15 protein-coding genes and 1 pseudogene are annotated in these 13,317 nt (G+C 68.0%); 9 read left to right on the top strand and 7 right to left on the bottom strand.

From position 1 onward, the window contains the following. The first annotated feature begins 33 nt into the window (after positions 1–33). From QMO14_RS09190 to QMO14_RS09200, 3 genes are read left to right on the top strand one after another with little or no spacing between them, the layout of a single operon-like run. Complete coding sequence (locus QMO14_RS09190) at positions 34–741, top strand: 1-acyl-sn-glycerol-3-phosphate acyltransferase (protein ID WP_301506316.1); 708 nt, start codon at positions 34–36, stop codon at positions 739–741. Further along, the gene (locus tag QMO14_RS09195; RefSeq protein WP_301506287.1) at positions 738–1,694 is read left to right on the top strand and encodes a phosphatidate cytidylyltransferase; all 957 of its coding nucleotides are present in this window, start codon (positions 738–740) and stop codon (positions 1,692–1,694) included. Before QMO14_RS09190 ends, QMO14_RS09195 begins: the two co-directional genes overlap by 4 nt. Continuing rightward, positions 1,691–2,290, top strand: coding sequence for a YdeI family protein (locus tag QMO14_RS09200; RefSeq protein ID WP_301506289.1), 600 nt, complete (start codon positions 1,691–1,693; stop codon positions 2,288–2,290). Before QMO14_RS09195 ends, QMO14_RS09200 begins: the two co-directional genes overlap by 4 nt. A 12-nt stretch (positions 2,291–2,302) precedes the next feature. On the opposite strand, the gene QMO14_RS09205 is transcribed toward QMO14_RS09200, so the two are convergent. Further along, positions 2,303–2,923, bottom strand: a complete 621-nt coding sequence (locus tag QMO14_RS09205; protein ID WP_301506291.1) for a hypothetical protein — start codon at positions 2,921–2,923, stop codon at positions 2,303–2,305. A gap of 31 nt (positions 2,924–2,954) precedes the next feature. After that, positions 2,955–3,527, bottom strand: coding sequence for a Holliday junction branch migration protein RuvA (gene ruvA, locus QMO14_RS09210; RefSeq protein ID WP_301506293.1), 573 nt, complete (start codon positions 3,525–3,527; stop codon positions 2,955–2,957). A 20-nt stretch (positions 3,528–3,547) separates the two neighbouring features. Here ruvA and QMO14_RS09215 point away from each other — a divergent pair, with 20 nt between their 5' ends. Both QMO14_RS09215 and ybeY read left to right on the top strand, forming a co-directional pair. Continuing rightward, on the top strand, positions 3,548–4,504 hold the full coding sequence (locus tag QMO14_RS09215; protein WP_301506295.1) for a PhoH family protein: 957 nt from the start codon (positions 3,548–3,550) through the stop codon (positions 4,502–4,504). 1 nt (position 4,505) lies between these two features. Beyond that, the gene (ybeY, locus tag QMO14_RS09220; RefSeq protein ID WP_301506297.1) at positions 4,506–4,973 is read left to right on the top strand and encodes an rRNA maturation RNase YbeY; all 468 of its coding nucleotides are present in this window, start codon (positions 4,506–4,508) and stop codon (positions 4,971–4,973) included. Positions 4,974–4,985: 12 nt separating this feature from the next. On the opposite strand, the gene dtd is transcribed toward ybeY, so the two are convergent. Next, positions 4,986–5,429: a D-aminoacyl-tRNA deacylase gene (gene dtd, locus QMO14_RS09225; RefSeq protein WP_301506298.1), complete on the bottom strand. Its 444-nt coding sequence runs from the start codon at positions 5,427–5,429 to the stop codon at positions 4,986–4,988. Then, positions 5,426–6,343 carry a cation diffusion facilitator family transporter gene (locus tag QMO14_RS09230; protein ID WP_301506299.1) on the bottom strand — a complete coding sequence of 306 codons (918 nt, stop codon included), beginning with the start codon at positions 6,341–6,343 and terminating at the stop codon, positions 5,426–5,428. The genes dtd and QMO14_RS09230 overlap by 4 nt, the downstream gene beginning before the upstream one ends. Positions 6,344–6,498: 155 nt before the next feature. Here QMO14_RS09230 and QMO14_RS09235 point away from each other — a divergent pair, with 155 nt between their 5' ends. After that, positions 6,499–7,071: a FecR domain-containing protein gene (locus QMO14_RS09235; protein WP_301506301.1), complete on the top strand. Its 573-nt coding sequence runs from the start codon at positions 6,499–6,501 to the stop codon at positions 7,069–7,071. 8 nt (positions 7,072–7,079) lie between these two features. Then, positions 7,080–7,685: an OmpA family protein gene (locus tag QMO14_RS09240; protein ID WP_301506303.1), complete on the top strand. Its 606-nt coding sequence runs from the start codon at positions 7,080–7,082 to the stop codon at positions 7,683–7,685. A gap of 25 nt (positions 7,686–7,710) precedes the next feature. Here QMO14_RS09240 and tyrS read toward each other — a convergent pair whose 3' ends face one another. Further along, positions 7,711–8,919, bottom strand: a complete 1,209-nt coding sequence (gene tyrS, locus QMO14_RS09245) for a tyrosine--tRNA ligase (RefSeq protein ID WP_301506306.1) — start codon at positions 8,917–8,919, stop codon at positions 7,711–7,713. A 185-nt stretch (positions 8,920–9,104) separates the two neighbouring features. Between tyrS and QMO14_RS09250 the strand changes: the two genes are divergently transcribed. After that, the gene (locus QMO14_RS09250) at positions 9,105–10,445 is read left to right on the top strand and encodes a M23 family metallopeptidase (protein WP_301506308.1); all 1,341 of its coding nucleotides are present in this window, start codon (positions 9,105–9,107) and stop codon (positions 10,443–10,445) included. A gap of 10 nt (positions 10,446–10,455) precedes the next feature. Then, on the top strand, positions 10,456–11,586 hold the full coding sequence (locus QMO14_RS09255; protein WP_301506311.1) for an anhydro-N-acetylmuramic acid kinase: 1,131 nt from the start codon (positions 10,456–10,458) through the stop codon (positions 11,584–11,586). Between the two features lie 5 nt (positions 11,587–11,591). On the opposite strand, the gene mdtD is transcribed toward QMO14_RS09255, so the two are convergent. Then, the gene (gene mdtD / locus QMO14_RS09260; protein ID WP_301506312.1) at positions 11,592–13,019 is read right to left on the bottom strand and encodes a multidrug transporter subunit MdtD; all 1,428 of its coding nucleotides are present in this window, start codon (positions 13,017–13,019) and stop codon (positions 11,592–11,594) included. Between the two features lie 53 nt (positions 13,020–13,072). Then, positions 13,073–13,317: pseudogene (locus QMO14_RS09265) on the bottom strand (transposase); the annotation flags it as partial.

Genomic DNA, 13,317 nt, shown 5'->3' on the forward strand with positions numbered 1-13,317 from the left:
GACAGGATCGAGGACGACAAGCCCGAAAGCACCGTGCTGCGGCGCGGCCTCGCCATCGTGGCGGGCAAGCTCATCATCGGCGCGGCCGGGCTGCTGACCGGGGTGCGCGCCATCTGGTCGGGCACCACGCCCAAGGCCGAGCAGACGCTGTACTTCGCCAACCACACCAGCCACGGCGACTTCGTGCTGCTGTGGGCCACCCTGCCGCCCGATCTGCGCGCACTCACGCGGCCGGTGGCCGGGCAGGACTACTGGATGGCCTCGAAGCTGCGCCAGTTCATCGGCATCGACGTGTTCAACGCGCTGATGATCCGCCGCGACGGCTCTGGCCAGGGCGAGAACCCGGTGGAGCAGATGAAGCAGGCACTCGACGCCGGCGACTCGCTCATCATGTTCCCCGAGGGCACGCGCAACACCGGCGACGAGATCCTGCTGCCGCTCAAGAGCGGCCTCTTCCACCTGGCGCGCGCCTGCCCCGGCGTGCGGCTGGTGCCCGTGTGGATCGAGAACCTGAAACGCGTGCTGCCCAAGGGCACGCTGGTGCCGATCCCGCTGGCGTGCACGGTGCGCTACGGCGCGCCGATCTCGCTGGCCGAGGGCGAGGACAAGAACAGCTTCATCGCAAGGGCGCGAGCGGCCATGCTCGACCTGCGGCCCGAGTACGACCGCATCGAAGAGAACGGGAACGGAAGCGCAAACAGCGCCGGCAGCCAGAACGGCAACGGAGGGACCGCCGCATGATCGAGCTTTCTCCCTTCGCGTGGACCACGCTCAAGCTCTTCGGCGGCGTGGCCGGCGTTCTGGTGCTGGCCTCCGCCATCGGCGCGCTGCTGAAGTGGCAGGTGGCGCACGGCCAGCCGCACTCGGTGATCGACAACCTCAACTCGCGTGTCAACGCCTGGTGGGTGATGGTGGCGGTGATCGGCATCGCCTTCGCCTTCGGCAAGGGCGGCGTGATCATCCTGTTCTACCTGATCTCGTTCTATGCGCTGCGCGAGTTCATCAGTCTGGCCTATACGCGCCGGGGCGACCATGCGCCGATCGCGCTGGCCTTCTACCTCGCGCTGCCGGGGCAGTACTTCCTGATCTGGATCGACTGGTACGGGCTCTACGCCATCTACATCCCGGTCTACGCCTTCCTGCTGCTGCCGATCCTGGCGGCGGTGGGCGGCGACACGCGCCGCTTCCTGGAGCGCACCTCGAAGATCCAGTGGGGCCTGATGGTGTGCGTGTTCTGCATCAGCCACGTGCCCGCGCTGCTCACGCTGCAGATCCCGGGCTTCGAGGGCCGCAACCTGCTGCTGATCGCCTTCCTCGTGATCGTGGTGCAGGGCAGCGACGTGCTGCAGTACGTGTGGGGCAAGCTCTTCGGCAAGCGCAAGGTCGCGCCCGAGCTCTCGCCCTCCAAGACCTGGGAAGGCCTGATCGGCGGCGTGGCCAGCGCCACCGCGCTTGGCGCGGCGCTGTACTGGGCCACGCCCTTCAACCCGTGGCAGGCGGCGCTGATGTCGCTCACCATCTGCCTCATGGGCTTCTTCGGCGGCCTGGTGATGTCGGCCATCAAGCGCGACCGGGGCGTGAAGGACTGGGGTTCGATGATCGAGGGCCATGGCGGCATGCTCGACCGACTCGACTCGGTGATCTTCGCCGCACCCATCTACTTCCACGCGCTGCGCTACTGGTGGGTGCCATGACGGGCAAGACGGCGGAAGAGCGCATCGCGCACGACACGCCCCTGGAGTGCGCCAACGCCGCCGCGTGGGCGCGCTGGCTCAAGCGCCACCACGCCAGCGCCGCCGGAATATGGCTGCGCATCGCGAAGAAGGACAGCGGCATCGCCTCCGTCGATTACGCCGCGGCGCTGGAAGAGGCACTGTGCTGGGGCTGGATCGACGGCCAGCGCAGGAGCGACGACGCGCAGTACTTCCAGCAGCGCTTCACGCCGCGCACCAGGCGCAGCATCTGGTCGCAGATCAACCGCGCCAAGGTGCTCAAGCTCATCGAGGAAGGCCGCATGCAGCCGCCCGGCCATGCCGAGATCGAGCGCGCCAAGACCGACGGCCGCTGGGACGCGGCCTACGAAGGCGTCAGCGCCGCGACGGTGCCGCCCGACCTGCAGGCCGCGCTCGACGCCAACAGGAAGGCCGCGAAGTTCTTCGCCACGCTCGATTCGCGCAACCGCTTCGCGGTGCTGTTCCGCATGCAAAGCGCGAAGAAGCCCGAGACCCGGGCGCGCCGCATCGCGCAGTTCGTGGAGATGCTGGCCAAGGGCGAGAAGATTCACCCCTGAGCGACGCGAGCGCTACGCCCCCGCTTGCTGAAGCACGTACTCGCCGGGTTTGTAGGGCCCCATGGCTACGCCGGTGTTCCACAGCTTCAGCGCACCAGGCAACACGGTCCGGCTTCCGATCCTGGCGGCGCTGCGTTTTCGGATTTCACGGTTGAGGCGGGACGAGAAGGATGCGATCCTGCCGAAGTCCCAGACCTCGACCTCATCCGGGGCTCCTGCCGTGTCCGACCACGCTTGCGCACGCTTGAGCGAGTTGTGATTGGTGTGCGAGTTCTCCAGCCGCGCATCGCCTGCAAAGGCAGATTCCAGGTACAGCTGCACCAGCCCCCAGCCGTCAGCGTTGTGGCGGAAGGTGGCACCGCCGCAGGCCTTCGGATCCAGCGCCACACGGCGCGGCGCAAAGGCGGGGCCCGCGCCGTGCACGTACAGCTGCAAGTAGACGGCACGCCACCTCCTGCCGTCGGGATAGCTGCGGTCGAACTGCGCGAGCACCTCGGCAGCCGAACGGAAGCACTTCAGGGGCTGCTCGAAGTCGGATGCGAGTTCGTACACGTCGCAGGCGTCTTCGGCAAATAGCCACGAGAGCAGGCTTTCGTGGTCTTCCGTCGTGGCGTAGAAATCGCAGTTAGGCATGCTGCAGCTCCTCGCGCTGGTGATGACCTGCTCACTTCGCCAGCGACTTCAGCGCCAGCTTGATGCCCTCGCTCACCGTCGCGTCCTTCGGCAGCGCCTTCAGCGCGAGCGCGGCTTCCTTGTCGCTGTAGCCCAGCGCGACCAGCGCTTGCAGGATGTCGGCCTGCGCGTCGGAGGCGGCGTGCGCCGGCAGGCCGATGTCGGCGCCGAGCTTGCCCTTCAACTCCAGCAGCAAGCGCTCAGCGGTCTTCTTGCCGATGCCCGGGATCTTCACCAGCCGGCCCAGCTCCTGCGTGGTGATCGCCTGCGAGAGTTCGCCCACGCTCATGCCCGAGAGCAGGCCCAGCGCGGTGCGCGGGCCCACGCCGGTGATCTTGATGAGCTGGCGGAAGGCGGCGCGCTCTTCCGCTGTGCCGAAGCCGTAGAGAATCTGCGCGTCCTCGCGCACGACGAAGTGCGTGAGCAGCGACACCTTGGTGCCGACGTTCGGCAAGTTGTAGAACGTGCTCATCGGCACGTCGACCTCGTAGCCGACGCCGTTGCAGTCGACAACCACCTGCGGCGGGTTGCGTTCGGCAAGGATGCCGGTCAGTTTGCCTATCATGGGTGCCCTTTTTCCTTGAAATGTCCGGCGTGATTCTGCGACACACCTTTACCCCACTGAACAATTCGCGCCTCAGCCACCTGTGCGGTCCGCTGGACGCCCACCTGCGCCGCATCGAGGAGGCGCTGGACGTGAAGATCGCGCACCGCCACGAGCAGTTCAAGGTCGAGGGCCACAAGGCCCCCGCGCAGCGCGCCATGGACGTGCTGCAGGCCCTCTACGAGATCGCCCAGCGGCCGATCGACGCGGCGGTGGTGCAGCTCACGCTGGCCGGCGACGGCGGCATGCTCGAGGGCGACGAGGACGCGGCGATGCTCGTCACCCGCCGCGGCGACCTGCGGCCGCGCACGCCCACGCAGGCCATCTACCTGGACAACATCGCCAGGCACGACATCACCTTCGGCATCGGCCCGGCCGGCACCGGCAAGACCTACCTGGCGGTGGCCTGCGCGGTCGATGCGCTGGAGCGCGCGGCGGTGCAGCGCATCGTGCTGACGCGGCCGGCGGTGGAAGCGGGCGAGCGGCTGGGTTTTCTGCCGGGCGACCTGACGCAGAAGGTCGACCCCTACCTGCGGCCGCTGTACGACGCGCTCTACGACCTGATGGGCTACGAGAAGGTGCAGAAGGCCTTCGAGCGCAACGCGCTCGAAATCGCGCCGCTGGCCTTCATGCGCGGGCGCACGCTGAACAACGCCTTCGTGATCCTCGACGAGGCGCAGAACACCACGCCCGAGCAGATGAAGATGTTCCTCACGCGCGTCGGCTTCGGCGCGCGCGCGGTGGTGACGGGCGACGTGAGCCAGATCGACCTGCCGAAGAGCCAGTTGAGCGGCCTGATCGACGCGGAGCGCGTGCTCAAGCGCGTGAACGGCATTGCCATGACGCATTTCACGAGCGCGGACGTGGTGCGCCACCCGCTGGTGGCGAAGATCGTCGATGCCTACGACGGCCAGCGCAAGCGCGCGGGGAGCCATTGAGATGGCGGCATCGAAGCTCCCGGCGCTTTCGCTCTCGCTGCAGTTCGGCCGCTTCAAGGGCGTGGAGCGCCATCGCACGGCGCTGCCGCGCCACAGCGTGACGCGCTGGATTCGCCACGCGCTGGACATCGACGGCGAGATCACGGTGCGGATCGTCGACGCCGACGAAGGCCAGCGCCTGAACCGCGAGTTCCGCGGCAAGGACTACGCGACCAACGTGCTCACCTTCGACTACGCGCAGAGCCCGCTGGTGATGGCCGACCTGGTGCTGTGCGCGCCGGTGGTGGCGCGCGAGGCGAGGGAGAACCGCAAGACGCTGGCCGACCACTACGCCCACCTGCTGGTGCACGGCACGCTGCACGCGCAGGGCTGGGACCATGAGACCAGCGAGGCCGACGCCGACGAGATGGAGGCGTACGAGATCGAGATCCTCGCGGGGCTGGGCATCCGCAGCCCCTACGGCAAGTAGTAGGCCCGAGATTTATGCCGTCATCTGCAGCGGGATCGTGACCGGCCCGTCGTTCAGCAGATGCACCTGCATGTCGGCGCCGAATTCGCCGGTGGCCACCACGGGATGCGCGGCCCGGGCCTGCGCCACGAAGTATTCGTAGAGCCGGCGCCCTTCGTCGGGCGGCGCGGCCTGGGTGAAGCTGGGGCGGTTGCCCGCGCTCGCATCGGCCGCCAGCGTGAACTGGCTCACCACCAGCAAACCGCCGCCGACGTCCTGCACGCTGCGGTTCATCTTGCCGGCGTCGTCGGCAAAGATGCGCAGCTTGAGGATCTTGGCGAGCATGCGGTCGGCGAGCGCGTCGACGTCGCCGCGCTCGGCGCACAGCAGCACGAGCAGGCCTGCATCGATGGCGCCGACGGTGCGCCCGGAAATGTCGACGCGGGCATGCGCCACGCGCTGGAGAACGGCTTTCATAGGGGGTGATGTTCGCCGGCCTGGGTGGCGCGGGCTTCCATGGTCAAGGGCAACAGCTGGATGGTGACGCGCAGGCCGGGCACGGCGTCCATGAGCGCCTGCTCGAGTTCGTCGCGCATGCCGGCCGCGTGCTGCAGCGTCCAGTCGCCGGGCACGTGCATGTGCAGGTCGGCGAAGCGGCGCTGGCCGGCGCTGCGCGTGACCATGTCGTCGAAGCGCAGCCGCGTGCCCTCGGGCATGCGGGCGGCGAAGGCGTCGAGCGTGGCGCGCACGGTGGCAAGGGTTTCGGGATCGAGGGCCTCGTCCATCAGGCCCTGCGAGGAACGCCACACCAGCTTGACGCCCTCGCGCGCGATGTTCAGCGCGACGCCGATGGCCAGCACCGGGTCGAGCCAGAGCCAGCCGGTGAACATCACGCCGACGATGCCGACCAGCACGGCGGCGGAGGTCCAGACGTCGGCCATCAGGTGGCGGCCGTCGGCCTCCAGCGCGATCGAGCGATGGGCGCGCGCCGCGCGGAACAGCATGAAGGCCAGCCCGGCGTTGAAGACCGAGCTGAGCACGGACAGCCCCAGGCCCCAGCCCAGCTGCTCCAGCGGCTGGGGCGACAGCAGGCGCTGCACCGAGACCCAGAGGATGGCAATCGCCGCGCCGACAATGAGGATGCCCTCGAAGCCCGACGAGAAATACTCGGCCTTGTGGTGGCCGTAGGGATGGTCGTCGTCGGCCGGCCGTTCGGCGACGGTCACCATGGTGAGAGCGAAAACCGCACTCGCGAGGTTCACGAAGGACTCCATGGCGTCCGAAATCAGGCCCATGGAATTCGTCATGTAGCCGGCCAGGCTCTTGAGCACGATCGTGATCAGGGCCACGGCGACCGACGCGCGCAGCAGCGTCTTGGGAGTAAACATCATGCTAGGGCCGTCAGAAATGAGGGGGAAGCAAGGCAAAAAAGCGGTAAAAGACCGCAGAAACCGCCTGAATTATCGGCCTCGTGTCTATATGTAACTCCTTCGCATTAATAATGTTTGGCAAACGTTGCGCAACAGCTATCACAAAGAGCCAGATGATGAAAAACCTCGTGACCGTCCTCGGCGGCCTCGCCCTCGCGGGGGCCGCCTTGCTGGTGCAGGCCCAGACGCCGCCGGCCGCTCCCGCGGCCCCCTCCGCAACCAATCCCGCGACCGTATCCGCGCCCACCCCAACGCCCGCAGCAGGCACGCCGGCACCGGCGCCCGCGGCCGCAGCCAAGGCCGATCTTCAGGCCGGCTTCGTGAAGTCCGTGCGCGGCAGCGTCCAGTTGCTCAACGGCGCCGGTGCCGCCCGCACGGCCAGCCCCGGTGACCCGCTGGGCGCGGTGGACCGCATCGTGACCGGCCCCGACTCCTCTGCCTCAGTGGTGCTTCGCGACGACACGACGCTGGTGGTCGGCCCCTCCTCGCGGCTCGATCTCAAGGAATTCCACTTCGACGGCACCACGCGCGACGGCGGCATCCTGCTCTCGCTGCTGCGCGGCTCCATGCGCATGATCACCGGCCTCATCGGCAAGACCAACCCCGATGCGATTCGGGTCGAGACGCAGACTGCCACCATCGGCATCCGCGGCACCGACTTCATCGTGCAAGCCGACGGCCAGCCGTGATGAAGCCCATGACGTCCCGCCTGATTCGAATTGCCTCCCTTCTCGCGGCCGCGCTGCTGGCCGCATGCTCCACACCCGGCACGCGGGTGGTGTTGCTGCCGCAGGCCGACGGCAAGCCATCGGCCGTGGTGGTTCGCGCCAAGGACGGCGAGGAGGTGCTCTCCACGCCCTATCAGCGCGCCACGGCCGCGGTCGGCGCCAAGGGCGCACCGGTGGTCGACAACGTCGATCCCGCGAAGGTGCAGGCGGAGAACAAGCCGTTGTTCGACATGCGCCCGCCTCCGCCGCAGCGCTACACGGTGTATTTCGAACTCGGCGGCACCACGCTGACGCCAGCATCGCAGCAGATCATGAGCGAGGCGCTGGCGGCCGCCCTGGCACGCAGCGGCGGTGACATCGTGGTCACCGGCCACACCGACACCAAGGGCAGCGGCCCGCAGAACGACGAGCTCTCGCGCCGCCGGGCGCAGGAAGTGGCGCAGCTCTTCGTCGAGCGCCAGTTCCCGGCCAACCGTATCGAGGCCGTGGGCCGCGGCGAGCGCGACCTGGCCATCCAGACCGCCGACGAGGTGGACGAGCCGCGCAACCGGCGCGTGACCATCGAGGTCCGCTAGTCAGACAGGAGCTGCCTGGCCCGGTTCAGCTCAGGATCACGCGCGCGAACTTGCGCTTGCCGACCTGCACCACGTAGCTGCCTGCGGGCAGCTTCAGCGCCTTGTCGCTGACCACGGCGGAGTCGATCCGCACGCCGCCGCCGTCGATCAGGCGGTTGCCCTCCGAGGTCGAGGGTGCGAGGTTCGCCTGCTTGAGCACCTGGGCGATGCCCAGCGGCGCGCCCGACAGCGAAACTTCCGGGATCTCGTCCGGCACGCCGCCCTTGCTGCGGTTGATGAAGTCCTGCTCGGCCGCGTCCGCTGCTGCCGCATCGTGGAAGCGGGTGGTGATTTCCTTGGCCAGCGCGACCTTGGCGTCCTTCGGGTTGCGCCCGCCCTCGACCTCGGCTTTCAGCGCCGCGATCTGCTCCAGCGACTGGAAGCTCAGCAGGGTGTACCAGCGCCACATCAGGTCGTCGGAGATCGACAGCACCTTGGCGAACATGGTGTTGGCGTCTTCGCTGATGCCGATGTAGTTGTTCTTGCTCTTGGACATCTTCTCGACGCCGTCGAGCCCTTCCAGCAGCGGCATAGTAAGGATGCACTGCGGTTCCTGCCCGTATTCCTGCTGGAGATGGCGGCCGACGAGCAGGTTGAACTTCTGGTCGGTGCCGCCCAGTTCCAGGTCGCTCTTGAGCGCGACCGAGTCGTAGCCCTGCATCAGCGGGTAGAGGAATTCGTGCACCGAGATCGACTGGCCAGCCTTGAAGCGCTTGTTGAAGTCGTCGCGCTCCATCATCCGGGCCACCGTGTACTTGGCGGCGAGCTGGATCATGCCGCGGGCGCCCAGGGGGTCGCTCCATTCGGAGTTGTAGCGGATCTCGGTCTTCTCGGGGTCCAGCACCAGGCTGGCCTGCTTGTAGTAGGTCTGGGCGTTGGCCTCGATCTGCTCGCGAGTGAGCGGCGGGCGGGTGCTGTTGCGGCCGGAGGGGTCGCCGATGGTGGTGGTGAAGTCGCCGATCAGGAAGATCACCCGGTGGCCCAGGTCCTGCAACTGGCGCATCTTGTTGAGCACCACGGTGTGGCCGATGTGAATGTCCGGCGCGGTCGGGTCCAGGCCCAGCTTGATGCGCAGCGGGGTTCCTGTCGCTTCGGAGCGCTGGAGCTTGCGCACCCATTCGTCCTGCGGCAGCAGCTCGTCGGCGCCCCGGAGGGAGATTTCGAGCGCGCGTCCTACACTATTCGAGAGGCTCATGGATGTAACAGATTCGGCCTTTACGGGCTTTTTTGGCTGATTTTTGGGGTGCCGAAGCTATACTCGGCCCGACTTTTCTAGCGCCGAATTCTAAGCGGCGCTTTTTTCCGCACCGTCTCCTGCCGCCCTGAACGTTACTGGGCCTTGCAGCACGGACCTGCAGAACCTGAGCTGGAATTCAAAGTTTGATCAACGGCATTCTTGCCGCCGAGGAGCTTCTCGCTTCTCGCGTGGCCTATACATTCCGGACGTACCCCAGGCAGATCACCGCGGTCATCGCCGCCGCGCTGCTGAGCGCCGGCACCCTCGCGGTGGCATCGCTCGGTCCGGACGCATCCGACCTCCCGGTCCACCAGATCCTCGAAGCCACGACGCCCGTCTCGTTCGCCGACCAGAGCGACTCGCTCGAAAGCTTCAGCTTCACCCTCTTCCGCACCGACGTCACCCGCTCCAGCGACACGGCCGATGCGCTCATGAAGCGCCTGGGCATTTCCGACCCGGCAGCCACCGCCTTCGTGCGCGGCAGCGTCGAGGCCCGCAACGCGCTCTTCTCGCGCGCCGGCCGCACCGTGACGGCCGAGGCCACGCAGGAAAACCAGCTCAAGAAGCTCAGCGCCCGCTGGATTCCCGACGGCGACGGCGGCTTCAAGCGCTTCGTCATCGAGCGCACACCCACCGGCTTCGCCGGCGTGACCGAGCGCGATTCGCTCACCCCGGGCACGCGCCTGGCCAGCGGCACCATCCGCACCTCGCTGTTTGCCGCCACCGACGACTCGCGCATCCCCGATGCCGTGGCGAGCCAGCTGGCCGACATCTTTGCGGGCGACGTCGACGTGCGCAACCTGCGCAAGGGCGACCGTTTCGCCGTGGTGTACGAAACCTTCGAAGCCGACGGGCAGGCACTGCGCAGCGGCCGCGTGCTCTCGGCGGAGTTCGAGAACAACGGCAAGGTCCACCAGGCCGTCTGGTTCCAGCCCCCGGGCCAGAAGGGCAGCTACTACCGCCCGAACGGCGACAGCCTGCGCAAGGCCTACCTGGCGACGCCGGTCGAGTTCTCGCGCGTGTCCAGCGGCTTCGCGATGCGCATGCATCCGATCCTGAACAGCTGGCGCCAGCACAACGGCATCGACTACGCGGCACCTACCGGCACCTCGGTACGCTCGGTCGGCGACGGCACGGTCGATTTCGCCGGCACGCAGAACGGCTACGGCAACATCGTCATCATCAACCACCGCAACAACCAGCAGACGGCGTATGCGCACCTGAGCCGAATCGACGTCAAGGCCGGCCAGGCCGTCAGCCAGGGCCAGACCATCGGCGCTGTGGGCTCCACCGGCTGGGCGACCGGCCCGCATCTGCACTTCGAGTTCCGCGTGGGCGGTGTCTATCAAAACCCGGCCTCCATCGCCCAGGAAGGCGGCGCACCGATCACCGCCGCCATGCGTCCGGCCTTCGAGCGCATCGCCTCGGGCGCGCGCACCGAACTGGCAGCGGCCTTTTCCATCATCCAGGCCAGCGCCGACTGACCTCCCGGCGATGGCGGCCGAGGAACTTTTCATCGGCCTCATGTCGGGCACCTCGCTCGACGGTGTCGATGGCGTGCTCGCCGACTTTTCAGGCGGCCGCATCTCGGTACAGTCCTACGCCACCGCCCCCTTTCCGGCGGCACTGCGCGCCGAGCTGCTCGCGCTGAACACGCCGGGCGACAACGAACTGCACCACGCGGCACTGGCCGGCAACGCGCTGGCACGCGCCTACGCCAGCGTCGTCGCAAGGTTGCTGGCCGACAGCGGCACCGAGGCCCGCGCGGTCACCGCGATCGGCGCGCATGGCCAGACCGTGCGGCACCGGCCGCTCGAGTTCGACGAGGTCGGCTACACGCTCCAGATCAACAACCCCTCGCTGCTGGCCGAGCTGACCAGCATCGACGTGGTGGCCGACTTCCGCAGCCGCGACCTCGCGGCCGGCGGCCAGGGCGCGCCGCTGGTGCCGGCATTCCACCGCGCGCTGTTCGCCAGGCCCGACGAGACGGTCGCGGTGCTGAACATCGGCGGCATCTCCAACCTGAGCCTGCTGCCGGCCACCAGCCGGCCGGAGGGCCCGGCCACCGTGCTCGGGTTCGACTGCGGCCCCGGCAATGCACTGATGGACCACTGGTGCCAGGCCCACCGGGGCCAGCCCTTCGACCACGCCGGTCGGTGGGCGGCCAGCGGCAAGGTGCTGCCCGACCTGCTCGCGCAGTTTCTGGCCGACCCGTATTTCGACCGGACGCCGCCCAAGAGCACCGGCCGCGACCTGTTCAATCCGGCTTGGCTCGCGGCACAGTTCGGAACCACCGCCATGGCGCCCGAAGACGTGCAGGCCACGCTGGCAGAGCTGACCGCCCACGCCTGCGCGGCGGATCTCAAGAGCTATGGAAAAGATAGCAAGCTGCTGATCGTCTGCGGCGGCGGCGCGCTGAACGACCACCTGCTCAACCGGCTGCGCGCCCTGTTGCCCGGCGTGACGGTCGCGGCTTCGACCGATCACGGCCTGCCGCCGCTGCAGGTCGAGGCCGCCGCCTTCGCCTGGCTTGCCCGCGCGAGCGTGCGTCGCGAGCCCGGCAATCTCCCCAGCGTGACCGGCGCGCGCGGCGCCAGGGTGCTGGGCGCGATCTACCCCGCCTGAGCCGGTCAGCCCTGGCCGGAGACCTCCGGCTGCGCCGGGTGCGGCGCGCGCACCTCCGACGGCAGATGCCAGAAGATCAGCGCAGAAGCGATCGTGATCAACCCCATGCTCGCGAAAGTCGCCTGGAAGGCATCCAGCGTGTGGACCGGTGTGTCGGTTCCAAAGACGCCGTTGTACCCAGCCAGCACCGCGCCCGCGGCGGCCACGCCCATGCTCATCGCGAGCATCTGCACCATCGACAGCAGGCTGTTGCCACTGCTGGCCATGCTGCCGTCCAGATCCTTCAGCGTGATGGTGTTCATGGCCGTGAACTGGAGCGAATTTACCGCGCCGAAAGCCAGCAGCTGCAGCAGGTGCAGCGCCATCGGCTGGCCCGGCGCCGTGAGCCCGAAGCTGGCCATGGTGCAGCCCACGAGGATGGTGTTGACCACCAGCACCTTGCGATAGCCGTGGCGCGTGATCAGCGGCGTGGCGAAGCGCTTCATTGCCATGCCGGCCAGCGCGATCGGCAGCATCATCAGCCCGGCGTGAACCGGTGAATAGCCCATCGACACCTGCAGCAGCAGCGGCACCAGGAAGGGCATGCAACTGCTGCCCAGCCGCGAGAACAGATTGCCGATCAGCCCGATGCTGAGCGTCGACACGTGGAAGAGCGAGGGCGCGAACAGCGGCTCGGGCGTGCGCGCGGCGCGCAGCCAGTAGCCAGCGATGCTCGCGAAGCCGAAGATGAGCACGACCATCACGCCGCCCTGGCGCAGGCCCACGCCGTCCAGGGAGAGCGAGATCGCCACCATGCCGAAGGCCAGCATCGCGTAGCCCACGCTGTCGAAGCGCTTGAGCACCGCGCCGCGCAGGTCGGGCATGTAGCGCAGCGTGGCGATGCAGCCCAGCAGCCCCACGGGCACGTTGATCAGGAAGATCCAGTGCCAGGAGGCGTACTGCACCAGCCAGCCGCCCAGCGTGGGGCCCAGCAGCGGCCCGATGAGGCCCGGGATCGCGACGAAGCTCATCGCCTGCAGGAACTGCCCGCGCGGCACGGTGCGCAGCAGCGCCAGCCGCCCCACGGGCAGCAGCAGCGCGCCACCCAGCCCCTGCACCACCCGCGCGGCCACAAGTTGGCCCAGGCCGTGCGAAAGCGCGCACAGCACCGATCCGGCGGCGAAGAGCACGATGGCCGAGAAGAAGACACGCCGCGTGCCGAAGCGGTCGGCGATCCAGCCCGAGGCGGGGATCAGCATCGCCATGGTGAGCGCATAGGCCACCACCACCGACTGCATGCGCAGCGGGCTCTCGCCCAGGCTCGCGGCCATCGCCGGCAACGCCGTGTTGATGATGGTGGCGTCCAGCGTCTGCATGAAGAAGCCGACGGCGACGAGCCACAGCAGGCTCCTGCGGACGGGTTGATCGGCGGGCTCAGCCTCGGGAGTTGTCATGGCGCGAAAGGAAACGGGAACGAAAAAGCCGCCCGAAGGCCAATGCCGCTCAGTTAATTCTGAGCGGCATTTTTCTTGATGAGGTACTGCGTCTTGGTCATGCGAACGGCGCGAGGATATCGGCGTTCGCTGCGGCGGGGTGGAAGGACGAAGCGGCGGATGTTCTGGCGCATGGCGCGCAGCTTGGCGGGGATCGCACCGGGCGCAGTGCTGCTCGAACTCCAGAGCCACTCGTCGACGATGTAGCGCAAGGCCGTGATGAAGCTGATGCGACAAGGCTCGAGCTTGGCTTCGTCGG

The organism is Variovorax sp. CAN15 (assembly GCF_030462475.1).
Classification (GTDB): Bacteria; Pseudomonadota; Gammaproteobacteria; order Burkholderiales; family Burkholderiaceae_C; genus Variovorax.

Excerpts from the sequence above, each read along its gene's own strand:
- ybeY (WP_301506297.1), top strand. The coding sequence starts at position 4,506 with ATGGCGGCATCGAAGCTCCCGGCGCTTTCGCTCTCGCTGCAGTTCGGC.
- ruvA (WP_301506293.1), bottom strand. The coding sequence starts at position 3,527 with ATGATAGGCAAACTGACCGGCATCCTTGCCGAACGCAACCCGCCGCAG.
- QMO14_RS09205 (WP_301506291.1), bottom strand. The coding sequence starts at position 2,923 with ATGCCTAACTGCGATTTCTACGCCACGACGGAAGACCACGAAAGCCTG.
- QMO14_RS09235 (WP_301506301.1), top strand. The coding sequence starts at position 6,499 with ATGAAAAACCTCGTGACCGTCCTCGGCGGCCTCGCCCTCGCGGGGGCC.
- mdtD (WP_301506312.1), bottom strand. The coding sequence starts at position 13,019 with ATGACAACTCCCGAGGCTGAGCCCGCCGATCAACCCGTCCGCAGGAGC.
- QMO14_RS09215 (WP_301506295.1), top strand. The coding sequence starts at position 3,548 with ATGTCCGGCGTGATTCTGCGACACACCTTTACCCCACTGAACAATTCG.
- QMO14_RS09255 (WP_301506311.1), top strand. The coding sequence starts at position 10,456 with ATGGCGGCCGAGGAACTTTTCATCGGCCTCATGTCGGGCACCTCGCTC.
- tyrS (WP_301506306.1), bottom strand. The coding sequence starts at position 8,919 with ATGAGCCTCTCGAATAGTGTAGGACGCGCGCTCGAAATCTCCCTCCGG.
- QMO14_RS09195 (WP_301506287.1), top strand. The coding sequence starts at position 738 with ATGATCGAGCTTTCTCCCTTCGCGTGGACCACGCTCAAGCTCTTCGGC.
- dtd (WP_301506298.1), bottom strand. The coding sequence starts at position 5,429 with ATGAAAGCCGTTCTCCAGCGCGTGGCGCATGCCCGCGTCGACATTTCC.
- QMO14_RS09240 (WP_301506303.1), top strand. The coding sequence starts at position 7,080 with ATGACGTCCCGCCTGATTCGAATTGCCTCCCTTCTCGCGGCCGCGCTG.
- QMO14_RS09200 (WP_301506289.1), top strand. The coding sequence starts at position 1,691 with ATGACGGGCAAGACGGCGGAAGAGCGCATCGCGCACGACACGCCCCTG.
- QMO14_RS09230 (WP_301506299.1), bottom strand. The coding sequence starts at position 6,343 with ATGATGTTTACTCCCAAGACGCTGCTGCGCGCGTCGGTCGCCGTGGCC.